19 protein-coding genes are annotated in these 25607 nt (G+C 71.2%); 11 read left to right on the top strand and 8 right to left on the bottom strand.

What is annotated here, in order from left to right; genetic code table 11:
- Positions 1–39: 39 nt before the first annotated feature.
- A complete protein-coding gene (gene fabG, locus EKD16_RS06465) occupies positions 40–798 on the bottom strand; it encodes a 3-oxoacyl-ACP reductase FabG (RefSeq protein WP_131097547.1) in 759 nt (252 codons plus the stop codon).
- Between the two features lie 280 nt (positions 799–1078).
- On the opposite strand from fabG, the gene EKD16_RS06470 reads away from it, so the two are divergent.
- The 4 genes from EKD16_RS06470 to EKD16_RS06490 all read left to right on the top strand — a co-directional run bounded on the left by EKD16_RS06470 (position 1079) and on the right by EKD16_RS06490 (position 5149).
- Positions 1079–1834, top strand: a complete 756-nt coding sequence (locus EKD16_RS06470) for an amidohydrolase family protein (RefSeq protein ID WP_242677262.1) — start codon at positions 1079–1081, stop codon at positions 1832–1834.
- Positions 1835–2374: 540 nt separating this feature from the next.
- The gene (locus EKD16_RS06480) at positions 2375–3133 is read left to right on the top strand and encodes a glycerophosphodiester phosphodiesterase (RefSeq protein WP_131097549.1); all 759 of its coding nucleotides are present in this window, start codon (positions 2375–2377) and stop codon (positions 3131–3133) included.
- A 362-nt stretch (positions 3134–3495) separates the two neighbouring features.
- Positions 3496–4062: an ATP-binding protein gene (locus EKD16_RS06485; protein WP_242677263.1), complete on the top strand. Its 567-nt coding sequence runs from the start codon at positions 3496–3498 to the stop codon at positions 4060–4062.
- Between the two features lie 256 nt (positions 4063–4318).
- On the top strand, positions 4319–5149 hold the full coding sequence (locus EKD16_RS06490; protein WP_131097551.1) for a helix-turn-helix domain-containing protein: 831 nt from the start codon (positions 4319–4321) through the stop codon (positions 5147–5149).
- A 146-nt stretch (positions 5150–5295) separates the two neighbouring features.
- Here the strand turns inward: EKD16_RS06490 and EKD16_RS06495 are convergent, their stop codons facing one another.
- The 6 genes from EKD16_RS06495 to EKD16_RS06525 form a co-directional block, all read right to left on the bottom strand.
- Positions 5296–5529: a DUF397 domain-containing protein gene (locus tag EKD16_RS06495; protein WP_131097552.1), complete on the bottom strand. Its 234-nt coding sequence runs from the start codon at positions 5527–5529 to the stop codon at positions 5296–5298.
- A gap of 1845 nt (positions 5530–7374) precedes the next feature.
- Positions 7375–8418, bottom strand: a complete 1044-nt coding sequence (locus EKD16_RS06505) for a metal ABC transporter substrate-binding protein (RefSeq protein WP_131097554.1) — start codon at positions 8416–8418, stop codon at positions 7375–7377.
- 231 nt (positions 8419–8649) lie between these two features.
- Positions 8650–9318 carry a potassium channel family protein gene (locus EKD16_RS06510; RefSeq protein ID WP_131097555.1) on the bottom strand — a complete coding sequence of 223 codons (669 nt, stop codon included), beginning with the start codon at positions 9316–9318 and terminating at the stop codon, positions 8650–8652.
- Positions 9319–9364: 46 nt separating this feature from the next.
- Positions 9365–10792, bottom strand: a complete 1428-nt coding sequence (locus tag EKD16_RS06515; protein WP_242677264.1) for a TrkH family potassium uptake protein — start codon at positions 10790–10792, stop codon at positions 9365–9367.
- 181 nt (positions 10793–10973) lie between these two features.
- Positions 10974–12230 carry a Na+/H+ antiporter NhaA gene (gene nhaA / locus EKD16_RS06520; RefSeq protein ID WP_131097556.1) on the bottom strand — a complete coding sequence of 419 codons (1257 nt, stop codon included), beginning with the start codon at positions 12228–12230 and terminating at the stop codon, positions 10974–10976.
- A 264-nt stretch (positions 12231–12494) separates the two neighbouring features.
- Entirely contained in the window at positions 12495–13412 is a 918-nt protein-coding gene (locus EKD16_RS06525; protein ID WP_131097557.1) for a cation diffusion facilitator family transporter, read from the bottom strand.
- A gap of 115 nt (positions 13413–13527) precedes the next feature.
- On the opposite strand from EKD16_RS06525, the gene cmtR reads away from it, so the two are divergent.
- The 3 genes from cmtR to EKD16_RS25245 all read left to right on the top strand — a co-directional run bounded on the left by cmtR (position 13528) and on the right by EKD16_RS25245 (position 18139).
- On the top strand, positions 13528–13875 hold the full coding sequence (gene cmtR, locus EKD16_RS06530; protein WP_131097558.1) for a Cd(II)/Pb(II)-sensing metalloregulatory transcriptional regulator CmtR: 348 nt from the start codon (positions 13528–13530) through the stop codon (positions 13873–13875).
- A gap of 557 nt (positions 13876–14432) precedes the next feature.
- On the top strand, positions 14433–17729 hold the full coding sequence (locus EKD16_RS06535) for an efflux RND transporter permease subunit (protein WP_131097559.1): 3297 nt from the start codon (positions 14433–14435) through the stop codon (positions 17727–17729).
- A 263-nt stretch (positions 17730–17992) separates the two neighbouring features.
- Positions 17993–18139: a hypothetical protein gene (locus EKD16_RS25245; protein ID WP_165498511.1), complete on the top strand. Its 147-nt coding sequence runs from the start codon at positions 17993–17995 to the stop codon at positions 18137–18139.
- Between the two features lie 263 nt (positions 18140–18402).
- Here the strand turns inward: EKD16_RS25245 and EKD16_RS06540 are convergent, their stop codons facing one another.
- The gene (locus EKD16_RS06540; RefSeq protein WP_131102136.1) at positions 18403–18873 is read right to left on the bottom strand and encodes an ATP-binding protein; all 471 of its coding nucleotides are present in this window, start codon (positions 18871–18873) and stop codon (positions 18403–18405) included.
- 791 nt (positions 18874–19664) lie between these two features.
- Between EKD16_RS06540 and EKD16_RS06545 the strand changes: the two genes are divergently transcribed.
- From EKD16_RS06545 to EKD16_RS06560, 4 genes are all read left to right on the top strand, one after another.
- Positions 19665–21803, top strand: coding sequence for a PhoX family protein (locus EKD16_RS06545; RefSeq protein ID WP_131097560.1), 2139 nt, complete (start codon positions 19665–19667; stop codon positions 21801–21803).
- A gap of 243 nt (positions 21804–22046) precedes the next feature.
- Positions 22047–23126: an L-glyceraldehyde 3-phosphate reductase gene (gene mgrA / locus EKD16_RS06550; RefSeq protein ID WP_131097561.1), complete on the top strand. Its 1080-nt coding sequence runs from the start codon at positions 22047–22049 to the stop codon at positions 23124–23126.
- A gap of 492 nt (positions 23127–23618) precedes the next feature.
- Positions 23619–24602 carry an ABC transporter permease gene (locus EKD16_RS06555; protein ID WP_131097562.1) on the top strand — a complete coding sequence of 328 codons (984 nt, stop codon included), beginning with the start codon at positions 23619–23621 and terminating at the stop codon, positions 24600–24602.
- A gap of 85 nt (positions 24603–24687) precedes the next feature.
- Complete coding sequence (locus tag EKD16_RS06560; RefSeq protein WP_131097563.1) at positions 24688–25593, top strand: ABC transporter permease; 906 nt, start codon at positions 24688–24690, stop codon at positions 25591–25593.
- Positions 25594–25607 lie beyond the last annotated feature (14 nt).

Here is a 25607-nt window from a genome sequence, read left to right on the forward strand (position 1 = left end):
TCCGAATGAAGCAGGTGGAGCCGGTGTGGGGGTGGGGTGTCAGTCGCGGGGACCGCCGGCGACGTAGACGACCTGGCCGGAGACGAAACCGGACTCCTCGCCGGCGAGGAAGGAGACCGTGGCCGCGATGTCCTCGGGCAGTCCGGGACGGCGCACCGGGATCTGGGCCGCGGCGGCAGCCTTGAACTCCTCGAAGTCCATACCCACGCGCTCGGCGGTCGCCTTGGTCATGTCGGTCTCGATGAAGCCGGGGGCCACGGCGTTGGCGGTGACCCCGTACTTGCCGAGCTCGATGGCCAGCGTTTTGGTCAGGCCCTGCAGCCCGGCCTTCGCGGTGGAGTAGTTCGCCTGGCCGCGGTTGCCCAGGGCCGAGGTGCTCGACAGCGAGACGATGCGGCCCCAGCCTTGCGACGTCATGTGCTCCTGGGCGGCGCGCGACATCAGAAAGCTGCCGCGCAGGTGGACGTTCATCACCGTGTCCCAGTCGTCCTCGGACATCTTGAACAGCATGTTGTCCCGGATCACGCCGGCGTTGTTGACCAGGATCTGCGGCGGGCCGAGGCGCTCGGCCACCTGGGCGACGGCCGACGCGACCCGGTCGGCGTCGCTGACGTCGGCCCCTACGGCGATCGCGGTGCCGCCGTCGGTGGCGATCCGGTCGGCGGTCGCCTGCGCGTCATCCTCCTTGAGGTCGATGACGGCGACGGCGCGCCCGTCGGCGGCCAGCCTGCGCGCCGTCGCCGCGCCGATGCCGCGGGCGGCGCCGGTGACGATTGCGACACGTGGGGTCTCTGACATGTGGCTCCTTCGATTCGGTGGTCCGGGACACATCGGGCCGATCCTATCCGCTTCATACCGACCGGGTGGTATGTGGGTCACAGCAGTTGAGAAGGCGCGGAGGGACGGCGGCTCGTGTCGAAAATCTTCCATGGCCACAGTGGGACCGTAAGACCCTGACGACGCGGCGAGCGGAAGGCACTACCGTGGTCGCCCGGGCCGAGCGGACCGCACAGGATGCTCGAGCCCGACTCCACCTGTGCGGTGCGTCCATGCTCCCGGCCGAATCGAGGCACTGGCGTTGTTCGACGCCCACCTCCACATCATCGATCCCCGCTTCCCCCAGCCCGGCAATGCCGGGTATCGCGCCGACCCCTTCACCGTCGCGGACTACCGCGACCGGGTCCGGGCGCTGGACGTCACCGGCGGCGCCGTCGTGGCGGGGTCCTTCAACGGCACCGACCAGGACTACCTGGTGGCGGCGCTGCGCGAGCTGGGACCCGCGTTCGTGGGCGTGGCGCAACTGGCCCCCGACACCTCCGACTCCCACCTGCGCGACCTGCACGCGGCGGGCGTGCGCGCCCTGCGGCTGAACCTCCACCGCAGCGGGGTCGACGACCTGGACTCCATGGTGCAGCTCGGCAGGCGCGCGGCCGAACTGCTCGGCTGGCCCACCGAGATCTACGTCGACTCCCGCGAGCTGAGCGCGCTCGCCCCCCGCATCGCGCCGCTGCCGCGGGTCAGCGTCGACCACCTCGGGCTCTCGCGGGAAGGTCTGCCCGCACTGCTGGCGATGGTTGGCTCGGGCGCGCGCGTCAAGGCGACCGGATTCGGCCGCGGCGACCTCGACGTGCCCGCCGCCCTGCGCGCCATCGCGGAGGTCAACCCCGGCGCGCTGATGGCCGGTACCGACCTGCCCAGTACGCGCGCTCCGCGTCCCTTCGCTCCGGATGATCTGGACCTCGTCGCCGAGGCGCTGGGCCCGCGCCATGCCGAGGCGGCGCTCAGCGCCAACGCCCGCGACTTCTACGGCCTGTCGGTGTCCGGACTGCGGTGAGGGCGGGCGCCACGCGCGGTCGCGCACGGTGACGGGCGCGCCCGGCCGCGCGCGCCGGGCAGAGGCGGTGGCCGCGGACGCGGTCGCGCAGCGCATCCGCGCGGACGCGCCGCGTGGGTGCGGGCGCGCCGCGCCGCGGCCGCCGAGGCGCCCGGTGGGGATGGCACCCGCTGTGCCGAGGTGGTGGCACCACCGTTCTGGTAGGGTCTACCGGCCACTACTCGCCGTAGCGGAATTCCTCGTCGATTCGGCGGTATCGTGACGCTGTGAATCCGCCCGCGCTGCCCGTGACCGGCCCCACTTCCGCAACCGGGCAACCGCCCGGCGCGCTCCACCGGGCGATCACTCCTCGTCAACCCGATGTTGGCCAGGAGCGGTGAGCCTGGAAGACGGGCCCATCAGGACCGAGTGGAAAGAGGCAGTGGCCATGTCGCTCGCCGGCACCCCGACGCGCAACACGCCCGACTCGGCCGTACGCCACAGGGCGGCCGCCGGGACCGCGGCAGTCGGCTTCGGGCGCACCCCGCGGGGGTGGCGGCGGTGATCGTCGTGGCCCACCGGGGGGCCTCCGGCCACGCCCCCGAGAACACCCTGGCCGCCTTGCGCATGGCGCGCGAGCGCGGCGCCGACATGGCCGAGATCGACGTGCGCCAGACCGCCGACGGCGCCCTCGTCGTGCTCCACGACGCCTCGCTGCGGCGCACCACGGACGTCGCCGAGGTGTTTGCGCAGCGCCGCAGCTGGAACGTCCGCGACTTCACGCTCGCCGAGCTCCGCCGACTCGACGCCGGAGCCTGGTTCGGCGCGGAGTTCGCCGGCGAGCGCGTCCCCACCCTGCAGGAGTGCCTGCAGGTATTGCGCGACGAAGGTCTGGGCGCGCTGGTGGAACTGAAGGTGCAGCGCCGCGATCGCGCGATGGCGCGGCGCCTCGCCGAGGAGATCCGCGCCGACCGCCACTGGCGCGAGGCGGGCTCGGAGGGGCGGCTCATCCTGCAGAGCTTCGACTGGGTCACCCTGCGGGGCATGGCCGGCGACGTCCCGGGGCTGCACACCGCGGCCCTGGGCAAGACCTACGGCCGCTACGGCCTGCGCCGGATCGCCCAGTACGCCCGCCTGATCAACCCGCACCACCTGCGGGTATCGGCGCCCTACGTGCGCCACGCCCACGCCCAGGGTCTGTCGATGTTCGGCTGGACCGCCAACAACCACCAGGCCATCCGCCGGCTGATCCGCGACGGCGTCGACGGGATCATCACCGACTATCCCGACCGCGTCCACAGCACGCTGCTCGCCGCCTGAGGGCACCGCCACCCGGATCACGCGCCCGCGCGCAGCGGATCCGGGCTTCCGGCGGCCGTCGGCACCAGATCGCAGACAGCCGCGCGGCGCCTTCGGATCCGGCGGTTCCGCGGCAGAACGGTATTTCCGGCCGTCCGCCGCTACCCGCGTTTCAGCCGATGAGCGCGTCGCCGCGAATCCCCGCCGAAAAGTCTGCGGCGAACTACTCGCTTTCTCTGAAGTCCGGCCCATCGGTGCCCTAGGATGCGTGCAAGCGGAGAATGCACGTGCATATGGCTCTTGCGCGTGGGCACGCAAGGAGGTTCCGTGCGCCGGAATTCCGGTTTTCGGAACCCGACCGAGACGACTGCGAGGGGATCGCGGTGACCGGACAACCAGCCCGCGAATCAACAGGAAGAGTCGGCAACGGGGAGCGTCCGAGGCCGGTCGGGGCTCCCTCACCCAGAGCGTGGTGGTCGTCGGCGCTGCTGAGCGGGCCGCTGGACGCGGCCGCCGCCACGTGCCACGCCCGCCTCGAGGCGCTCTGTTGGAACCTGGAGGCCGATACCGGAGCGGCGGCCGTTGCTCGGGAGGTCTGCGCCGGAGTGCTCGGGCAGTGGGAGATGGCGGCTCGCGCCCCCGACGTCGAACTGGTCGTCTCCGAGCTCGTCACCAACGCCCTGCGGCACGGACGCCGCGTCCGCACGACGGCGGGTGCGGGTCTGCACGGTGCGGAGGCCGACGACCCCATTCAGATGAGTCTGCTCCGGCGCGGCTCCGAACTCGTCTGCGCCGTCCGCGACCGCAGCGACCGGATGCCCGAACGGCGCGAGCCCGGCCTCCGGTTCGAGAGCGGCCGGGGTCTGCACCTTGTGTCCTGTTTCTGCAGCGGGTGGGGGGTTCTGCCTACCCTGCCCTCCGGAAAGCACGTCTGGGCACGTTTCGGGTGACCTGCTCCGTTCGCCGACCCCGCGAACACGGGCCGGCGGCGACCGCGCACCGGCGGAATTCCGCAATCGGCGGGGTTTCCGTGCTGCGGCCATCGAGCTATCGGCAGGATCGGCGATATCGTGGGGTGCGCGTGGGTGTTCCGCGCGGCGCGGCGGCCCCTGCACACAGGTCGGGCCGCGGGGAGCGACGAGTAGGGAGGCAGCGGCTGTGGACATAGCTCGTCTGAAGCGGGGGAGCGGTCCCACAGTCCGCCGTATGCTGCTCGGATCCGAACTGCGCAAGTACCGCGAGGCCCGTGGGATGTCCCGCGGCGAGGCGGGCCACTACATCCGCGGTTCGGAGTCCAAGATCAGCCGGATGGAACTGGGACGGGTCGGCTTCAAGGTCCGCGACGTCGAGGACCTGCTGAAGTTGTACGGCGTTACCGACAAGGACCAGGTGCAGACCATGGTCCGCCTGGCGCGCGACTCCAAGAAGCCGGGCTGGTGGCAGGAGTACGGCGACGCGCTGCCCAACTGGTTCCAGGTCTACGTCGGCCTTGAGGAGGCCGCCACGCGAATCCGCGTCTACGAGGCGCAGTTCGTGCCCGGCATGCTGCAGACCGAGGAGTACGCCCGCGCGGTCATCGCGGCGGGGCGCCCCATCGCCGACCCCAAGGCCGAAGACCGGGTGGCGGTGCGAATGCGGCGCCAGCGCCACATCGAGGGCGACGGCGGCTGCAAGCTGTGGGCGATCATCGACGAAGCCGCGGTGCGCCGCCCCGTCGGCGGGCCCGACGTCATGCGCGGGCAGCTGGAGCGGCTGATCAAGCTGAACGAGCGCGCCAACATCACACTGCAGATCATCCCCTTCAGCGCGGGTGCGCACGCCGCCGAGGCCGGGTCGTTCACCATCCTGCGCTACCCCGACTTCGGCCTGTCCGACATCATCTACCTGGAGCAGCTCACCGGCTCCATGTGCCTGGACCGCCGCCCGGAGATCGACGCCTACACCATGGCGATGGAGCGGCTGAGCGTCATCGCTCAACCGCCCGACCGCACCAAGGACATCCTGCGGAGCATGATCGACGACCTGCAGTCGTCGTAGCAACGGGCCCGGCGAACGAGCAGAGCCCCGCGGCGCTGCGGCCTGAGCGGCCGGCGCTCCGCGGGGCTGCGTTGGCTCTGCGGGTGTGTGCCGTCGGCGGCGCCGCGGGGGTGTCGCGGCGCCGCCGGGTGCGCTGAAGGGCTGCTTCAGCCGAGCAGGTTGTCGAAGTCTCCGTCCTTGGCGCCGTGGATGAGGGCGTCGATCTCGGCCTGGGTGTAGACGAGGGCGGGGCCGTCGGGGAAACGGGAGTTGCGCATCGCGATGGAGCCGTCGCCCAGGCGGGCCATCTCGACGCACGCGCCCTGCGAGTTGCTGCGCCGGCTCTTCTGCCAGCTGACGTCCTGGAGTTCGGTAGCCGAGATGCCGTTGTAGGCGCTCATGGAAAACTCCTGTTCTCTTTGGGGAGCTATATGGTGCACAGCACGATGCACTATCGTATGCACGTGCATTAGCACCGTACTTTGAGCAGGATAGCGCACGTGCATCGCGCTGTCCTCCCCTTTCGCAGCTTTATCGGCAGGAACGCAGACCGCCGGAACGACGGGGGCCCGGGAACTCCCATTCGCGGGTCCCCGGGCCTCGGCGGGATGTGCCGCCTGCGGCGTCCGTAGGTCTACGCCGTGTTCAAGAACGCCGGTCTGCTGGGCGGCCTTGTCGGGGCTTGTCGGTCTGCCGGGTGTCGGGCGGACTTCACCGGAAAGCCGCGGCGACGGCGGCGGACGGCTGGGCCTGCGGCCACCGGTTCGGGTGCTCGCCGGTGGCGGCGGCCGATGGAGGGCGGCTGCGGTCTGCTGGGCGGCCTTGTCGGTCTGCCGGGTGTCGGGCGGACTTGGCTGAAAAGCGGCGGCGACGGCGGCGGATGGCTGGGCCTGCGGCCACCGGTTCGGGTGCTCGCCGGTGGCGGCGGCCGATGGAGGGCGGCTGCGGTCTGCCGGGTTGCAGGTGGTCTTCACTGGAAAAGCGGCGGCGAGGACGGCGGCGGACGGCTGGGCCCGCGCCCGCCGGTACCGGTGCCCGCCGGTGGGGCGGCCGACGAGGCGGCGACGACGCCGGCGGGGCCGGGCCCGCGGGAGTCGGGGCGGCGGTCACCGGTCCCGGCCGCGGGTGGGCGAGCCCCGAGGGCGCCGCCCGCTCGGTGCGGGTCTGATGCGGGGCTCCCGGCGGCGATCATGCAGCCGGATCAGGGCCACGGGTTGCACGTAGGTGCGGCCCCATCCGCCTCGGTGTGCGACCCCCGCAGCGTAATTCCGCGATACGGAACAACACGGGGTGGTTTGCCCGCCAATGCCCGAATCACCAGTGGACCCGCGCCCGCCCTGCGGCGGCGACGGCCCACGAAGCGCGCCGAATGGCGCGAAAACGCCCCCGGCGTCGACTTTTCGTGCACCTCGTGGCCACCGCGTCCGCCGACGCCGCCCGCAAAACGGGCATAGACCCCCAAAAGCCGACCCCATCGGGCGGCGGGGCCCCGGCGGCCGCGCCCGGGCGCCACGAGCGACGTGTCGTCGCCCCCGGCCCCCGATCCGGCGCGGGCGCCGTGCGGGCACCCGCGACCGCGCCACACCGCGCGGGGCCTCCGATGCCGGCGCCCGGGCCCGGTCGGAACACGGCGGCGGCGCCTGCCGACCCGGCGCCCGCTATGTCCGGCGTGCCGGAGCCGGCCGCGGAAGTCGTAGCGATCGTGGCCGAATTCCCAAGAAACGCCGCTGGATTTCGTCATCCGGGCACGATCGCCGCGCCGCCCTGCGACATAACGGGCCCGCGAGCGCCTCCCGGCTCCCCGGCTTCCTCGCCGATCCCGTCGGGTGGGCCACCGGCGGGCACCGGAACCGACGCCCGCGGGCCCGGCCCCATTGCTGCCGTCGCCGCCCCTCGCCGACCACCGCCACCGGCGAGCCCCCGACCCGACAACCGCGGACCGGACCCACCGCCGTCCTCGGCGCCCGTCGTTCCCCGTCAGGCCACCCGCCGCCCGGCAGACCGACAAGGCCGCCCAGCAGACCCGAGCCGCCCCCCGCCGGCCGCCGCCATCGGCGGTGCCCGCTCCCTCGACTGCGGGCCCCGGCCCGCCGCCGTCCGCGGTGCCCGCTGCTCCCCGTCGATCAGCCGGCCGCCCGGCCGGGGGCAAGGCCGGGCAAGTTCGGGCAAGTCCGCGTAGCGGATGGGAGCCGTACGGCCCGGCCGCCCATGCGAGCCGGACCGATCCAGCACTTCCTAAACACGGCTTAGGAGCAGCGCAGGGCCTCGGTGAGGGTGTCGAGGTTGGCGCGCATGATGGAGGGATAGTCGTCGCCGGGGGAGCGGTCGGTGATTCCCTCGATGGGGTCGAGGATCGCGGTCTCGGCGTCCGCCTCGGCGGCGATGGTCCGGGCGGCGCCGGAGTCGCTCAACGGCTCGGTGAACACCGTGGTGATGTCGTGCTCGCGGACGGTCGCGGCGACCTCGGCCAGTCGGGCGGGCGACGGCTCGGAGTGCGGGTCCAGCCCGGCGGGGCTGATCTGGTGCAGGTCGAAGCGCGCGGCGAGGTAGCCGAAGGCGCTGTGGCTGACGACGATGTCGCGGCTCTCGCACTCGGCTAGGCCCTCGGTGTACTCGGTGCCGATCTCGCCGAGCAGACCGTCCACCGACTCGGCGTTGGCGGCGTAGTCCGCGGAGTGGTCGGGGTCGAGTTCGGCGAGCCGGTCGGCCAGACCGGAGGCCGCCTCGGCGAAGCGCTCGGTGTCGAGCCACATGTGCGGGTCGAGCGCCCCGTGGCCGTGTGCGCCCTCTTCGCCGTGGTCGTGGTCGTGGTCGCCGCCCTCTTGCGCGTCGTCGGTGGATGCCTCCCCGCCGTGCTCATGGTCGCCGCCCTCCTGCGCGCCGTGGTCGTGGCCGCCCTCGGCGGCCTCCGCGTTGGCCTCCAGCGTGCGCAGGTCGACCAGCTCGGCGACGTCGAGCGCGTTGCCGCCGCCCTGGGACTCGACGGCGTCGTCCACCGCCGGCTGCAGGCCGGCGACGTAGAAGGCGACGTCGGCCTCGCCGACCTGGCCGATCTGGCGCGGGGTGAGCTCCAGGTCGTGGGGTCCGGCGCCCGGCTCGGTCAGGTTGGCGACGTCGACGTGGTCGCCGCCGACCTGCTCGGCCAGCCACTGCAGCGGGTACACGCCGGTGACGACGCTCAGCTTCCCGGAAGCCTCGCCCGCCGCCTGCCCGCCGTCGCCGCATCCCGCGGCCGTGAGCACCGCCGCCGCGCAGACCGCGGTCAGCTTGATATCGATCCGTCCTCGCATGCCCTCATGATGAGGAAAATGAAAATGATTGTCAATTCATGGCAAGGCGGTCTTGGGGGTGACTTGGGGGACATTGGTCGGTTCGGGAGATACGTCCGGTTCCCCTGGGTAGAGGCTTGGACAGCAGCCAGCGGCGGCACGACGCCCGCCCGAGAGGCCGTCCCGCGGTGCCGCAGTGCCGCGGTGTCGGCAGCGCCGCCCTGCGCCGCACGGTCACTTGCGCCGCACCGGTCAGGCGATCTCGGCGAACTTCTCCACGTCGTCGGTCTTCCCGGCCACCACGATCACGTCGCCCTTCTGCGGGATGGTCTCGGCGGTGGCGTAGGTGAACTGCTCGCCGTGCCGCTTGATGCAGACGACCGTGATGCCGTGCTTGGTCCGCACCTTGGTCTCGCCGAGCTTGCGGCCGATCATCTCCCTCGGGGCACGCGTCTTGCCCAGGGCGAAGTCCTCCTCGATCTCGACGTAGTCGAGCATGCGCCCCGACACCAGGTGCGCGACCCGCTCGCCCATGTCGTGCTCGGGCAGGACGACGTGATGGGCGCCGATCTGCTGCAGGATGCGCCCGTGCCGGCGACTGGTGGCCTTGGCCCAGATGTGCGGTACGCCCATGTCCACCAGCAGGGAGGCCGCCAGGATGCTCTCCTCCAGGTGGGTGCCGATGGCCACCACCGCGCGGGTGAACTCGTGCGCCCCGATCTGGCGCAGTGCCTCGTCGTCGGTCCCGTCGGCGACGACGGTGTGGGTCAGCGACTCGGAGAACGCCTGCACAAGCCGGGGGTTGGAGTCCATGCCCAGGACCTCCCAGCCGTGGGCGACCAGCTCCAGAGCCAGTGAGCTGCCGAACCGTCCCAGGCCGATCACCAGCACTCGCTTGTCGTGGGGCCTGCTGCGCTGCACTGTCTTCTCCGTCTCCTCGGTTGCTCCCCCGCGGCGAGGGGCGGCCTCAGCCGATGATCGGCCGCGACTCTGCGAGGTCGTAGCGCCGTGTGTGTTCGCGCAGCGCCAGTGCGGAGGCGAACGTGATGGGCCCGATGCGCCCGGCCAGCATGAGCACGACGAGCAGCAGTTGGGCCGCATCCGGAAGATCGGCGGTGATCCCGGTCGAGAGCCCCACGACCCCGGAAGCCGAGACTACCTCGAAGAGCACCTGGTCGAGCTGGAAAGGCGTGGCCACGAGCAGGCCGACGGTGGAGGCCACCACCACCGTCATGGACAGGAACAGCAGGCTCAGCGCCTCGCGGATCACCCCGGGTGTCAGTCGGCGCCCGAAGACGTGCACGTGCGGGTGCCCGCGGATCTCGGCCCAGACGATCAGGAAGATCACGGCCAGCGTCGCGACCTTGATCCCGCCGGCCGTGCCCGCGCTGCCGTTGCCCACGAACATCAGCATGATGGTGACCAGCAGCGTGGACTGGTCCATCGCGCCGACGTCGACGACGTTGAAGCCGCCGCTGCGCGGCATGATGCCGTGGAAGGCGCCGTCGACGAGCTTGGCCCCGGTGCCCAGTGGGCCCAGCGTGCCCGGGTTGGTCCACTCCAGGGCCGGTATCGCCACGATGCTCGCCAGGAACAGCAGCACCGTCGTGCTGACCGTGAGCTTGGTGTGCAGGCTCCAGGCGCGCGGGGAGCGCACGTGGCGGCGCAGCTCCAGCAGCACGGGGAACCCCAGGCCGCCCAGGATCGTGGCCACCGCGACCGGCAGCAGGATGACCGGGTCGCCGGAGAAGCGCGTGAGGCTGTCGTCGTAGAGGGAGAGCCCGGCGTTGTTGAAGGCCGACACCGCGTGGAAGGCGCCGCTGTAGAACGCCCGGCCCAGCGGGATGTCGTGGCCCAGCCACATCGCCGGCACGAGCACCGCGGCGAGCACGGCCTCGCACACCAGGCTGGCGCGCACGACGCGGCCGACGATGCCGCGCACGTCGCCCATACTCAGGCTGCGAGTCTCCGCCTGGACACCCAGCTGCATGCGCAGCCCGAAGCGGTGGATCACCACGACGCCCAGCACCGAGGCCAGGGTCATGATGCCGATGCCGCCGACCTGGATCAGCACGGCCACCACGATGTGCCCGAAGACGGTCAGCTCCGAGCCGATGCCGATCACACTCAGCCCGCACACCGCCAGTGCCGTCGTCGAGGTGAACAGCGCCTCGACGGCAGAGAGCCCGGTGCCCTCGGCATGGGCGGCGGGCAGCAGCAGAACGGCCGCGCCGGCCAGGTCCACCACGACGAACAGGACCACGAACAGCCGCGCGGGGCTGCCCCACACCAGTCGCCGCAGATCCAGCCGCACCCGCGGGCGCGCCAGTCGCTGCAGCCTGCGGGAAACGAGGCTGCGTAGGCGCGAGCGGCGCGCAGGCATCTTCACTTGCATCGTGGTCCTGATTATCGCCTTCGGTCACGCGGGGGGCCTTGGAACGGGGCCGGCCGGTGCCCCGCACGGGGACGCGGCGGGCCGGTGCCGCGTCCCATGAAACCGTGTCGGCCGCGCGGCCGCCTACGCGGGAGGGCGGTGGCGTGTCGTGCGGGCACTCGGGCGCGCGCCCGGGCCGGCCTCAGCGCGCCCCGTGCCCCGATGAGTCGCGGGACCGGGGAGGGGGGCCCTGCTTGCGGTACTGGGCGCTGCGCACGCCGAGCACGCCGGCCGCCAGCACGGTGGCCAGCAGGGACGCGAAGAGCACACCGGCCTTGGCGTCCTCCAGCATCTGCGGATGGTCGGCGAAGGAGAGTTCGGTGATCAGCAGCGAGACGGTGAATCCGATCCCCGCCAGCAGCGACATGCCGCAGATGTCGACCCAGCGCAGTGACGGGTTCAATTCGGCGCTGGTGACCTTGGTGGTGACCCACGCCCCGCCGAAGATGCCGAGCAGCTTGCCGCCGACCAGGCCGACGATGATGCCCAGCGCCGCGGTGTCGGTGAAGATCGTGCCGAGCCCGGTGAAGACCACGCCCGCCGACATCAGCGCGAAGAACGGCAGCACCAGGCCCGAGGACCAGGGCCGGATGATGTGCTCCGCACGGTGGCTGGGGTCGCCCTCCTCACCGGGCAGGCTCCTGGTGCGCATCAGCATGCCCATGGCGACGCCGGCGATGGTGGCGTGCACGCCGCTGGCGTGCATCAGCGCCCAGATGGCCGCGGCCAGCGGCACGTAGACGATCCAGTTGGGCACACGGGAGCGGTCGAGCGCGGCGGCGAGGCCCCGGCCGCGCTGGAGGTAGCCGAAGACGGCGAGCAGCGCGATGGCCGCGATCAGCGGTGCGAAGGCCAGATGGTCGGTGTAGAAGACGGCGATGACGACGATGGCGCCGAGGTCGTCCACGATCGCCAGAGTCAGCAGGAACGTCCGCAGGGCCGGAGGCAGGAACCGCCCGACGACCGCCAGGATGGCCACCGCGAAGGCGATGTCGGTGGCCATGGGGATGCCCCAGCCGCGTAGCGCGTCGCCCTGGCCGAAGTTGATCCCGGCGTAGACGGCCGCAGGCACGACCATGCCGCACAGCGCCGCGACGATCGGCAGCATCGCCCGGCGGGGATTGCGCAGCTCGCCGTGCACGAACTCCTGCTTGAGCTCGTTGCCGACGACGAAGAAGAACACGGCCAGCAGCCCGTCGGCGGCCCATTCCTCGACCGACAGGTGCAGGTGGAGGCTCTCGGGGCCGAAGGTGAATGCGCGGATGGCCTCGTAGGAGTGGTTCCAGGGGGAGTTGGCCCACAGCAGGGCGACCACGGCGCCGGCGATGAGGAGGAATCCGCTGACCACGTCTTCGCGGAGGGCGTCGGCGATTCCGCTCAGGCTGCGTCTGTTGGTCATGTGTCGTGTCTCCCCCACAGGCAGGTTCGAACCTTTCGGTGCGCCGAGTGCGACCGCCAGCCGCCGATCGGAGGCCCCGGCACACTCACGATGCCCAAGATCGGTGCTGTCGAGTCATGAGGCGCACGATCAGGATCGTCCAAGCCCGAGCGATGACTCTGCCAGACATTATGGCGTTATGTCCAGGTCAGGGGCGGTAGATCCGGTTCGGGGGAGTCGGTGTGAACCCCGTTGCGCCCCTCGTGGCGGAGTGCGTGATTCACATCACGCATGTCGGGCGCCCTCGTGGTCGACATGGCCGTCGGGCTCCAGCTGCAGTGTGGAGTGCTCGACGTCGAAATGCCCGGACAGACACGCGTGGAGGTCGTCGAGCACGCGGCCGGCGTCGGCGAGGCGGTGCTCCTCGATCACGACGTGCGCCGACATCACCGGGATGCCGGAGGTGATCGTCCACGCGTGCAGATCGTGCACGTCGATGACGCCCGGCTGGCGCATCATGTGCTCGCGCACCTCCTCCAGATCCACGTGGCGCGGCGTGGACTCCAGCAGGACGTGCACCGCCTCGCGCAGCAGGCTCCAGGCGCGGGGCACGATGAAGGCCGCGATGCCCAGCGAGATCAGCGAGTCGGCCCGTTCCCAGCCGGTCAGCCAGATGACCGCGCCGCCGACGAGGACCCCGACCGAGGCGAGCGCGTCGCCCATCACCTCCAGGTAGGCGCCGCGCACGTTCAGGCTCTCGCGCTGGCCGCCGCGCAGCACCAGCAGCGCGACGACGTTGGCGACCAGGCCCACGCCCGCGACGGCCATCATCCACGGGCCGGCCACCGGTTGGGGGTCGAGCAGCCGCCGCACGGCCTCGTAGCCCACGAAACCGCACAGCGCGAACAGGGTCAGCGCGTTGACCGCGGCGGCCAGGACCTCCGCCCGCTGCATGCCGAACGTGCGGTCGGCGTTGGGCGGGCGGTTGGCGATCCACACCGCGGTCAGGGCGAGGAGGACGCCGAAGGAGTCGGTGACGGTATGGCCGGCGTCGGCCAGCAGCGCCAGGCTGCCCGACATCGCCGCACCGATCACCTGCACCACGGCCACCGAGAGCATCAGCACCAGCGCGATCACCAGGCGGCCGCGGTTGGCGCCCGCGGCGGTGGCGTGCCCGTGGCCGTGCTTGTGTCCGTGGCCCATGCCGTCTCCTCCTGCGCGTACGGCTCCGGCGTCCGCGCCGCCGCGAGGGCGGGGACGATTGTTCAGCCACAACTGTTTATACAGGCTCGGCTGTCGATACAGCAAATACTGTAAAATGGTTTTCATGTTGACTTCCGAGCAGCGCCTAGCCGCGATCCAGCGTCTGGGCCGGGCACTCGCCGATCCCACCCGCTGCCGTCTCCTGCTCGCCCTCCTCGACGGCCCCGACTACCCCGCCCACCTCGCCGAGCACTTGGGTCTTACCCGGCAGAACGTGTCCAACCACCTGGCCTGCCTGCGCGAATGCGGCCTGGTGGCCACTACCGCGCGCGGCCGCCAGGTCAGCTACAAGCTCGTCGACGACTCCCTCACCCACGCCTTGGACGACCTGCTGCGCGTCGTCTGGGGCGTCGCCGACGAGCACGTGCCGCCGGGGGAGAACACGCCGGTGCCGACCGGCTGAGCCGGAACGCGCGGCCCACGGAAGTCTCCTTCGGCGGAGACGGGACATGAACCGCAGAGCAAAGCGGCCCCTTGCCGCGGCCTCGTGGTGGCGGCGTGCGCATGGTTCGCGGAGGATGCCCCGCGTACCGTGTTCGGTGAGCCACGCTTCGGCGCGGCCCCGGCGGAGCGTGGCCGGTAACGGCCCGCCCCGGTACCGCACGCCGGGCCGCCGTCGCGGAGGGTCGACAGCGTCCCCGCCGCTCAAGGGCCTCAGGGCGACCCTGATACGGCCCTGACAGCTCCCTGACAGCCACCTGATGTCGGCTCACTCACGGTGAAATCCGGCGATGTCGCGAAGTATCGTGGTTGCTGCGTGCCCGGCAGTACCCGCGCGGCCCCGTTCTGATGCCCGCGCGGACCATCGATCGTCTACCGCTCGTCGCAGCGGTGCCGTTTGCAGCGCGAGAAGTCTTTTCGAGGAGTAACGACTCTCATGTCCCAATCTGCCAAGTTCCCTCTTGGCGTCCCATCCGGCCCCTTCCTACGAGCGGGCGCGCAGCGGTCCAGGGGGACGACGTGAACCGGCTGGCCAGAATCTCCCTGGGCAACAGGGCCCTTATCCTGCTCATCACTCTCGCGGCCGTGGTCTTCGGTGTGCTGGCGACGGTGAACACCCAGCGCGCGCTGATGCCCACCATCGAAGTACCGATGGTCAATGTCAGCGCCCAGTACCAGGGCGCGTCTCCCGAGGTCGTCGAGACCGAGGTCGCCGAGCCGCTGGAGCAGGCGGTGCAGGGCGTCCCCGGCGTCGTCAGCTACACCTCCACCTCCAGCACCGGCTCGGTCCAGGTGACCGCCGAGTTCGACTACGGCGACAGCAGCGACGCGGTCGTGCGCGACGTCCAGCAGGCCGTCGACCAGGCCGAAGCCCTGCTGCCCGAGGACGTCGACCCCAACGTCATGGCCTTCGGCACCGACGACATCCCCGTCGTCATGCTGGCGGCGGGTGCCGGGGACGGGGACGAGCAGGCGCTCGCCGACCCGCTTCAAGAGCAGGTCGTTCCCGAGCTGGAGTCCATCGACGGCGTGCGCGCCGCGCAGGTCACCGGCATCCGGGAGTCCTCGGTCGTCATCACGCCCAAGGACGACAAGCTGGAGGACGAGGGCTTCAGCGTCGGGGACGTGACCAGCGCCCTGCAGGCCAGCGGCACCCTCACCCCCGGCGGCGACATCACCCAGGACGGCGAGACGCTGACCGTCACCACCGGCGGCAAGCTGCAGTCGGTCGACGCCGTGAAGGACGTCTGGGTGACCGCGGGCGGCGCGGGCGCGGCATCGGGCGGCGCGGCCGCCGGCGGCGCCCCGGGAGCCGGTGCCGGCGCCGGTGCGGGCGCCGCCGCGGGCATGCCCGGCGCCCAGCAGAGTGCCCCCGAGCCCGTGCGGCTGAGCGAGATCGCAAACGTCGAACTGCGCACGGCCGAGGCGTCCAGCATCACCCGCACCAACGGCGACCCCAGCCTCGGCGTGATGATCACCAAGACGCCGGACGGCAACACCGTCGAGATCTCCGAGGCCGTACAGGCCGCGATCGACGACATCGAGCCGATGCTCGGCGAGAACGCCGAGGTCACCGTGGTCTTCGACCAGGCGCCCTTCATCAACGACTCCATCGTCGCGATGGCCGAGGAAGGCGGCCTCGGGCTGGCCTTCGCGATCATCGTCATCCTGGTGTTCCTGCTGTCGATCCGCTCCACGCTCGTCACCGCGGTGTCCATCCCGGTCTCGCTGCTGGTGGCGATGATCGGCATCCAGGCGTTCGGCTACTCGCTCAACCTGCTGACCCTGGGCGCGCTCACGGTCGCGGTCGGGCGTGTCGTCGACGACTCCATCGTCGTGCTGGAGAACATCAAGCGGCACATGGCCTACGGCGAGGAGAAGTTCACCGCGGTCTTCACCGGTGTGCGGGAGGTGGCCACGGCCATCACCTCCGCCACCCTGACCACCATGGCGGTGTTCCTGCCGATCGGCTTCGTCGGCGGCCAGACCGGCGAGCTGTTCCGGCCCTTCGCCGTGACCGTCAGCCTCGCGCTGGGCGCCTCGCTGCTGGTGTCGCTGACGATCATCCCGGTGCTGGCGTACTGGTTCATGCGCCCGCGCGTGGTTCCGCCCGAGGAGTTGGAGCGCATCAAGGCCGAGGAGCACCGGCGCGAGCTGCGTACTCCGCTGCAGCGCATGTACCTGCCGGTCATCCGCTGGTCGACGCGCCACCGCATCCTCACGCTGGCGGCCTCGGTGCTCATCCTCATCGGCACCGTCGTCGCCGCGGGCGGCCTGCAGACCAGCTTCCTGGGCAACCAGGGGCAGAACACCTACGCCGTCACCCAGGAGCTGCCCCGGGGCACCTCGCTGAACGCCGCCGACGAAGAGGCGCAGAAGGTCGAGGACACCCTTGAGGGCATGTCGTGGGTGGAGTCCTACCAGACCTCCATCAGCGGCGGCGGAGGCGGCGGAATGGCCGCGATGATGGGCGGCGGCGCCAACAGCGTCACCTACACCATCACCGCCGACCCCGAAGGGGACCAGGAGGTGCTCCAGGAGCGGCTGCGCGAGGCGATGGCCGACGTCGACACCGACTCCGAGCTGCGGATGTCCGCGGCCGGCGCGATGGGCGGCACCTCGCTGGAGGTCGACGTCCGCGCCGACGACCGCGAGACCCTGAACGAGGCCGCGACCATGGTCGAGGAGGAGATGCGGGACATCCCCGGCGCCGCCGACGTGGAGAACAGCATCGCCGCCTCGCAGCCCGCTCTGGAGGTCGACGTCGACGGGGAGAAGGCCGCCGAGGAGGGCCTCAGCGAGGGTGCGATCGGCCAGGCCGTCTCGCAGGCGTTCCGCGGCTCCCAGGTCGGCACCGCCACCATCGACGGCACCCAGCACGACATGGTGGTGCGCGACATCTCCAAGCCGTCCAGCGTCGACGACCTGGAGGACCTGAAGCTGACCTCCGGCACCGGCGACGAGATCCGGCTGGGTGCGGTGGCCGACGTCGAGGAGGTCATGCAGGCGCCGGAGCTGACCCGCTCCGACGGCGTGCGCAGCGCGACCGTGTCGGCCTCGCCGACCGCCGACGACCTGGGCGCGGTCAGCGCCGAGCTGACCCAGGCGCTGAACGAGCTGGACCTGCCCGAGGGCGCATCCGCCTCGCTGGGCGGTGTCAGCTCCGACCAGACCGAGGCGTTCACCCAGCTGGGCGTCGCCATGCTGTCCGCGATCGCCATCGTCTACCTGATCATGGTGGCGACGTTCAAGAGCCTGATGCAGCCGCTGATCCTGCTGGTGTCGATCCCGTTCGCGGCCACCGGCTCGATCGGGCTGCTGCTGATCACCGGTCAGCCCATGGGCCTGGCGGCGATGATCGGCATGCTGATGCTGATCGGCATCGTCGTCACCAACGCCATCGTGCTCATCGACCTGATCAACCAGTACCGCGACGACGGCATGGAGCTGCGCGAGGCGGTCGTCGAGGGATCGCGCCACCGGCTGCGGCCCATCCTGATGACGGCGCTGGCCACCATCGGCGCGCTGACCCCGATGTCGCTGGGCATCACCGGCGGCGGGGCGTTCATCTCGCAGCCGCTGGCCATCGTGGTCATCGGCGGTCTGATCACCTCGACGCTGCTCACGCTGGTGCTGGTGCCGGTGCTCTACACCATGGCCGAGGGCCGCAAGGAGCGCCGTGCCGAGCGGCGCCGCATCAAGCGCGAGGCGGCGCTGCAGAAGGCCCGTGAGAAGGGGGCCGGCAAGGTGCAGACGGGGTCCGACGATGAAGCGACCCAGCAGGGCGCCGACGTCGGCGGCGGCTCGCGCGGCTGAGGCGCGCGGGCTGATCCCCGAGTAGATCCGTGACAACGGCGGCCGCCGCGGGAGCCACCCGCGGCGGCCGCCGTTTCGCGTACCCCCGCGGCCCGCGGCCCGGGGCGCTCGCCGGGCACCGCCACCTGGTATTCCGGGTGGCCGACCGCCGCCACCCCGCTGCGGGCCTATGCCCCTCACCCCGGCCCGGCCAAAGGCACCCCGCGGCGCACCGCCGGTGCGCTGATTTGTGATCGGACCCCCACGGCAGGCAAGCTGCAGTCATGGAAAGCAAGGACAACGAACTCGACGAGCTCGTCCGCGAGGAACTCGGCGACGAGCCCTCCCAGGAAGCCAAGGACTACGCGCGCGAGCTCTACGAGAAGTACCGCCTGCCCAGCACCCCTCCCGACACCGAGGAGGACGCCTAGTGCATGGGCGTTCGCCCAGCGGACCGCTCGACCTCCCGACCACGCCCACATTCACCGGGGTCTCCCCGAGCGGGAGGCCCTTCGTCATGCCCGGGAGCATTCACCGCGGGTGAACGTGCTCCCCGAGCGCAGCGGTACGGGCGCCGGCCGGGCCGCTGCCCGTGCCGGCGCTCTGCGCTGCCCTTCGGCGGTGCCCGGCCGGCGGGCGTATCCGAAAGGGGCGCTGTCTCACCGCGTACCGCCCGGCGGCGCGGCGGGCGGTCTCACTCCGCCAACTGAGCGGGGCTCTCCTCCCCGGCCTGGGCCTCCCACACCAGCTCGAACCACACCAGCCTGCCCAGCCCGTCGGGGCGGGACTCGCTGCCCCACTTCGCGGCCAGGGCCTCGACCAGGTCCAGCCCCCGCCCGTGCTCGCTGGTGTCGTAGGGATCGCGGTGCTGGGCGCGGGGCTGTTCGGGGCTGCCGAGGTCGCGGACCTCCACTCGCGCCCAACCCGGAGCCAGGTCGACCGTCACCTCGAACTTCCCGCCGGGCATGCCCGACGAGCTGTGTCTGACGGCGTTGGTCGCGACCTCGCTGGTCAGCAGGGTCGCGGTGGTCGTTTCGGGAGAAGGCGCCAGCATGCGTTCGACGAAGCGGCGCGCGTATTGGATCTGACTGGCGAGACCGGGGAACCGGCGCCGCGCGAGCGGCCCGCGAACCTCGGTGTCAGGTGGCGGTTGGCGCTCATCCATAATGTTGGCCGGATCGGTGGACAAATGGTTTCGGCCCGCGACGACGAGCGGATTGCGCAGGCCGACGCTGCCTTGCGCTCCCGCTTGAGGGGTGTCGGGCATGCGGGTCTCACTCCCCTGTGACGTTGTACTGCGCCACGCCGCGGAGGTGCCGCGGTGACGTTGAGCGGCGCCGAGCCGAAGGCGTTCGTGCCCGTCGCGGGTCACGACGCACAGGCACGGACGCGGGGGATCGCTCTCGGATCGTTGACGTGCAGTGTGCGGGGTTCGTGGAGCCGGACCTCACAGCCGCTGAGGTCACATCCACGCTCACAATACGCGGGTTGACTTCTGGTGAGCCAGGTGGGGGTGGTATGTCCCTGGATACGGAATGCACGCACGCCGTCACAGTGGGGACTGCAACCAGTTCGGCGGGGCGGCGGTGCGATCCGCGGCGCCCGCGCCGGGTAGTGGAAGAAGGCAGGAGTGAACGTGGCCGGATGCGGTCGGCGAGGCCCGGTTGCGCGCGGGTCGCGAGCACCTCGCGGGTGCCGCCTCGGCCCCGGTCGACGGGCCGGGCGATCCCGGGGCGGCTCGGTCGCAGACGGTGCCGGCGGTGCGGAGGGGGCGCTTGCGTGCCGATGAAATTGGCGGGCCATTCACGGTGGATTCACTCCGCCGAACGACGGCTCCGCCATGGTCATGGAGGTTCGGGCACCCCTACCGGCCCGAACGCCTTCCGGCCGTGCGCGGCCCCCGCGAATGCGCCGCGTCCGGCCGGCGGTGATCCCCGCGAGCCATAGGAGGACCCAGTGCCGCAATTCGCGCCCCACCGCCGCTCCCTGCCGCTGATCGGCCAGGTCGGCGGTGGCCGGTCCAGGCAGACCTGCCGTTTCCGCTGCGGCGACGCCTGCTTCCACGAAGCGCCGAACAAGAGCGACAACGCCTACTTCGGCGACATCGCCGCCGCCGCGCTCTCGCGCCGCAACGTGCTGCGCGCCACGGCCGTGGGCGCCGGAGCCACCGCTGTCGCCGGCCTGGGCGGGATGGCGCCCGCCTTGGCCGACCGCGATCACGGCCGCGGCCGCGGCCGCGGCAATCCGCGCCTGGAGTTCGAGGGCATCCAGCCCGGATCGAGCGACACGGTCGAGATCCCCCGCAACTACAAGCAGCGCGTCGTCGTCCGCTGGGGCGACCCCGTCCTGCCCGGCGCCCCCGCGTTCGACTTCGACAACCAGACCGCCGACGCGCAGGCCAAGCAGTTCGGCTACAACTGCGACTACGTCGGGTTCCAGCCCCTGGGCCGCGACCGCGGGCTGCTGTGGGTCAACCACGAGTACACCAACGAGAACCTGATGTTCCGCGGCTACACCGACGGCGGCAGCGCGGACCTGGAGCAGATCAAGATCGCCATGGCCGCCCACGGCGGCTCGGTGGTGGAGATCCGCCGCGAGGACGACGATGGCGACGACCACGGGTGGGGCCACGGCTGGGGTCACGGCTGGGGCCGGGGTCGCGGCCGCGGCCACTGGGGCCGCGGCAAGCGCAGCGGCGCCTGGCGGCTCTCCCGCGGCCGCCGCCGGTTCAACCGCCGCGTCACCGCGTCGACGCCGATGGAGCTCACCGGCCCCGCCGCCGGCGACGAGCTGCTGCGCACCGAGGCCGACCCCGAGGGCACCCGCGTGCTGGGGATGCTGAACAACTGCGCGGGCGGTATGACGCCTTGGGGCACCATCCTCACCTGCGAGGAGAACTTCCACCAGTACTTCGTGGGCGGCGAGGGCGTCCCCGAGGAGAAGAAGGCGGCGCTGGCCCGCTACGGTCTGCCCGTCGAGGGCGATACCCGCTCGGGCAACCGCCGCTTCGACCGCGTCGAGGAGCGCTTCGACCTCTCCCGCCACCCCAACGAGGCCAACCGCTTCGGCTACGTCGTCGAGATCGACCCCTACGACCCCGACTCCGCGCCCAAGAAGCGCACCATGCTCGGCCGCATCAAGCACGAGGGCGCCAACTGCCGCGTCACGCGCGACGGCCGCCTCGCCGTGTACATGGGCGACGACGAGCGCTTCGACTACATGTACAAGTTCGTCAGCGAGCGCCGCTACCGCAAGGGCTCGCGCCGCGGCAACAGCCGCCTGCTCGACTCCGGCACGCTCTACGTCGCCAAGCTGACCGGCGACAGCCCGGCGGGGGAGTTCGACGGCTCCGGCGAACTGCCCTCCGACGGCGCGTTCGACGGCTGGGGCCAGTGGATCCCGCTGTGCAGCGACTCGGAGAGCTTCGTGGACGGCTTCACGGTCGCCGAGGTGCTCGTGCACACCCGCCTGGCCGCCGACAAGGCCGGCGCCACCAAGATGGACCGCCCCGAGGACTTCGAGGCCAGCCCCGCCACCGGCAAGGTCTACTGCGCGCTCACCAACAACTCCGCGCGCGAGCCGGGCCAGGCCGACGAGCCCAACCCGCGCGGCCCGAACCGCTACGGCCACATCCTGGAGATCACCGAGCGCCACAACGACGCCGGCGCCACCCGCTTCCGCTGGGACGTGCCGATCGTGTGCGGCGACCCCGAGGACCCGAGCACCTACTTCGCGGGCTACGACAAGGACAAGGTGTCGCCGATCTCCTCGCCGGACAACCTGACGTTCGACGAGGCGGGCAACCTGTGGATCTCCACCGACGGCATGGCCTGGGGCAACGACGGGCTGTTCGCCGTTCCGGTGGAGGGCAGGCACAAGGGGCAGCTCAAGATGTTCGCCCGCGTCCCGATGGGCGCCGAGTGCTGCGGCCCGCTGATCACCGAGGACCAGAAGACGGTCTTCATCGCCCCGCAGCACCCCGGTGACGGCGGCACGATCGAGGAGCCGCAGAGCACCTGGCCCGACGGCGAGTTCCCGCGCCCGTCGGTGGTGTCGATCTGGCACCGCCGCGGCAAGGACATCGGCAGCGACTAGGCACCGCTTCTCGACACCGCACACCGCGCGCTGAAGCGCGGCGCCGAAACGGGAACCCTCCGGGAACCGTCCCGGAGGGTCACCTCGGACGTTGCGGCAACGGGGCCGCAGTCGCTTCGCGCGGTCGAGCCCAGTTGCAGCAGCCCTGCTCCAGCGGCGTGCCCGCGTTACCGGTGGTTCCTCGGGACGCCGGCGCCGCCGCGGCGACGCTCGCTGCGCTGCAGGGGTGGGACGATGGGACCCATGGTGCGAGAAAACGACATACCCCGACTCGACGCCCCCAGCGCGGGCGTACACCTGGCCGAGGCCGACCGCTACGACGGGCGGATGCCCTACCGGCGCACCGGGCGCAGCGGTCTGGGCCTGCCCGAGGTCTCGCTGGGCCTGTGGCAGAACTTCGGCGACGCGAACGCGCTGGAGACCCAGCGCGCGATCCTGCGGCGCGCCTTCGACCTCGGCGTGACCCACTTCGACCTGGCCAACAACTACGGGCCGCCCCCGGGCGCGGCCGAGCTGAACTTCGGCCGCATCCTGCGCGAGGACTTCCGCGCCTACCGCGACGAGCTGGTGATCTCCACCAAGGCGGGCTATGAGATGTGGCCCGGCCCCTACGGCAGCGGCGGCGGCTCCCGCAAGTACCTGCTGGCCAGCCTGGACCAGTCGCTGGCGCGGATGGGGCTGGACTACGTCGACGTCTTCTACAGCCACCGCTTCGATCCCGACACACCGCTGGAGGAGACGATGGGTGCGCTGGCCACGGCCGTGCACTCGGGCCGGGCGCTGTATGCCGGGATCTCCTCCTACTCCGCCGAGCGCACCGCCGAGGCCGCGGCTCTGCTCCGGGAGATGGGCGTACCGCTGCTCATCCACCAGCCGTCGTACTCGATGGTCAACCGGTGGATCGAGGACCAGGGTCTGCTCGACACCCTGGAGGAGGTCGGCGCGGGCTGCATCGTGTTCTCGCCCCTGGCGCAGGGTCTGCTGACCGGCCGGTACCTGCAGGGTGTCCCCGAGGGGTCGCGGGCCGAGCGCGGCGGGTCGTTCTCGCGGGAGTGGCTGGCCGAGGGCAACCTGGAGCGGGTGCGGGCGTTGAATGCGGTGGCGCAGCAGCGCGGGCAGACGCTCGCGCAGCTGGCGATCAGCTGGGTGCTGCGCGACCGGCGGGTCACCTCGGCGCTGATCGGCGCGAGCAGTGTCGGGCAGCTGGAGGACAGCCTGGCGGCTGTGCGCGGCCCGGCGCTGAGCGAGGACGAGATCGCCGAGATCGACCGGCACGCCGTCGACCTGGGGGTCAACATCTGGAAGCCGTCCAGCGACCGCTAGCCTCCCGTTCGCGAACCGGAGGCCCGGACCTCCGGGAACCGCGACGGGCCGCGGCTTGCGGGTTGGCGGCCGTCCATTGATTCCCGGAGGTGCCTCGCAGTTCCCCGCTTGGCAAGTGCGGAATCCGCAAGGCGTCCCGCCGAATGTGACCGAACGAACACGTAGCGTTCGCGTTGCCGGTACTATTCTTCTGTGAAGTGCAGCAACACGCAGGAAAGCTTCGCTCGTTGTCTTTTCTTGATGCGCCGGTAACCCCGCAGTGTCCGGAACCGGCCCAAACTCGTGGGAATTCGGATCACTGATCGTGAATCGGATGTAAGCGGGTTGCCGCCGTCGCCGAGAGCCGACCCTCCGGCGCAGCGACGTGCCCTCACTTGCGCCGACTGTGTCCGGGCGTGTACGCGTTGTCACCCCGGGCCTGCGGGATCGCGCCGATTCACCGCGGTTGTTCCGAGGCATGTCCATCCGGACCACAGTCAGTAGGGGCATCAGTTGGCGAAGTTCTTGATCAGGCGGTTGCTCAGCTACCTCGTCCTGATCTTTCTGGCGTCGAGCATCGCCTACCTGATCGCCGCGACGACGCTCAGCCCGAGCAGCTACTTCCGGCAGCAGCAGCCCCCGCCCAGCGAACAGGCGATCGAGCAGCAGCTGGAGCAGCTCAACCTCAACCCCGACACCCCGCTGGCCGAGCGTTACGCCACCTGGGTCTCCGGCGTCGTCGTGGGCGATTTCGGGCGGACCATCACCAACGAGAGCGTCAACGAGGCGGTCGCCCGCAAAGCCGGGGTCACGCTGCGGCTGATCACCGCCGGCACGCTGATCGGCGCGACCGTGGGCGTGGCGGTCGGCGCGTATTCGGCCGTGCGCCAGTACGGCAGGTTCGACCGCAGCGCCACAGTCGCGGCGTTCTTCCTGATGGCGGTGCCCGCCGTGGTCGTGGCCGTCACACTGCAGGTGGGCGCGGTGATGATCAACGACGCCGCCGGCTACCGGTTACTGGAGTACGGCGGCGAATACAGCGCCAATCTCGAAGCCGGATTCTGGGGCCACCTCCTCGACCGCATCCAGCACGGGATCCTGCCGACGCTCGCGCTGTCGCTGTCGCTGTTCGCCGTCTTCAGCCGCTACCAGCGCAACATGATGCTCGACGTGCTGGGATCGGACTTCGTGCGCACGGCCATGGCCAAGGGCCTCACCCGCCGGGCGGCGATGCTCAAGCACGCTCTGCGCACGGCGCTGATCCCGACCATCACCTACTTCACCTTCACGGTCGGCATCCTGATGGCCAACGCCACCTTCACCGAGAAGATCTTCGGCTGGCACGGCATGGGCGCCTGGGTGGTGGACTCGATCGTCACCAACGACGTGAACGCGGTCGCCGCCGTCACCTGCTTCATGGCGGTGTGCGTCATGGCCGCGTCGTTCCTGTCCGACGTGCTCTACGCGTGGCTCGACCCCCGGGTCCGGGTGAGCTGAGCATGGCCGCCACCCGTCAGAGCGCCGGGCGCGTCCTGCGACCGGCATCGGCCCGACCCCTGCGCGCAGCGTTGGAGGAGACCCTATGAGCATGGCAGCCGAGCGCGAGGCGGCCGGTCCCGAATCCACCGGGATGGAGATCTCGGGCCGCTGGATGTCCTTGGCCAAGGAGCTGCTGGCCACCCGCCGCGTCGTGGTGGGACTGGCCGTCCTCATCCTGCTCGTCGCCATGGCGTGGCTGGGGCCGCTGTTCAGCCCGTGGGGGTTCGGTGAGCGCGACTTCACCGCGTTCCGCAGCCCGCCCTCGGCCGACCACTGGTTCGGTACCGGCACCACCGGCCGCGACATCTTCCACCTGACCATGGTCGGGCTGCAGAAGTCCATCCTGATCGGCCTGTGCGCGGCCCTGGCCACGACCGTCATCGCCGCGCTGGTGGGCGCGTTCGCGGGGTACTACCTGGGCTTCACCGACCGCGCGCTGATGTGGGTCACCGACTTGTTCCTGGTGCTGCCGCAGTTTCTGATCCTGGCCATCCTCTACCCGGTGCTGCGCGACCAGGGCTGGATCGTCTTCGTGCTGCTGCTCGCGTGCCTGATGTGGATGGTCACCGCGAAGATGGTGCGCGGCATGACGATCTCGCTCAAGGAGCGCGAGTACGTACTCGCCGCCCGGTTCATGGGTGTCAGCAACCGCCGGATCATCCTGCGCCACATCCTGCCCAACATGTCGTCGCTGCTTATCGTGGACGCGACGATCAACGTCAGTTCCGCCATCATCCTGGAGACCGCGCTGTCCTACTTCGGATTCGGCGTCCAGCCGCCCGACGTCACCCTCGGCTCGCTGATCGCCGAGGGGTCGCGCCAGGCCCTGGCCTTCCCGTGGACGTTCTGGTTCTGCACCGGGCTGCTCATCGTGCTCGTCCTGGCCGTCAACCTCGTCGGCGACGGGCTGCGCGACGCCCTTGACCCGCACTCCAAGAGCAGGACCTAGAGGGGGACGACGCC

This window comes from Streptomonospora litoralis (assembly GCF_004323735.1).
Taxonomy (GTDB): Bacteria; Actinomycetota; Actinomycetes; order Streptosporangiales; family Streptosporangiaceae; genus Streptomonospora; species Streptomonospora litoralis.

Bases quoted from the DNA above. Each gene is read 5' to 3' on its own strand.
- fabG (WP_131097547.1), bottom strand. From the start codon at position 798: ATGTCAGAGACCCCACGTGTCGCAATCGTCACCGGCGCCGCCCGCGGC.
- EKD16_RS06490 (WP_131097551.1), top strand. From the start codon at position 4,319: ATGCTGCTCGGATCCGAACTGCGCAAGTACCGCGAGGCCCGTGGGATG.
- EKD16_RS06495 (WP_131097552.1), bottom strand. From the start codon at position 5,529: ATGAGCGCCTACAACGGCATCTCGGCTACCGAACTCCAGGACGTCAGC.
- EKD16_RS06505 (WP_131097554.1), bottom strand. From the start codon at position 8,418: ATGCGAGGACGGATCGATATCAAGCTGACCGCGGTCTGCGCGGCGGCG.
- EKD16_RS06515 (WP_242677264.1), bottom strand. From the start codon at position 10,792: ATGCAAGTGAAGATGCCTGCGCGCCGCTCGCGCCTACGCAGCCTCGTT.
- nhaA (WP_131097556.1), bottom strand. From the start codon at position 12,230: ATGACCAACAGACGCAGCCTGAGCGGAATCGCCGACGCCCTCCGCGAA.
- EKD16_RS06525 (WP_131097557.1), bottom strand. From the start codon at position 13,412: ATGGGCCACGGACACAAGCACGGCCACGGGCACGCCACCGCCGCGGGC.
- cmtR (WP_131097558.1), top strand. From the start codon at position 13,528: ATGGTTTTCATGTTGACTTCCGAGCAGCGCCTAGCCGCGATCCAGCGT.
- EKD16_RS25245 (WP_165498511.1), top strand. From the start codon at position 17,993: ATGGAAAGCAAGGACAACGAACTCGACGAGCTCGTCCGCGAGGAACTC.
- EKD16_RS06540 (WP_131102136.1), bottom strand. From the start codon at position 18,873: ATGGATGAGCGCCAACCGCCACCTGACACCGAGGTTCGCGGGCCGCTC.
- mgrA (WP_131097561.1), top strand. From the start codon at position 22,047: ATGGTGCGAGAAAACGACATACCCCGACTCGACGCCCCCAGCGCGGGC.
- EKD16_RS06560 (WP_131097563.1), top strand. From the start codon at position 24,688: ATGAGCATGGCAGCCGAGCGCGAGGCGGCCGGTCCCGAATCCACCGGG.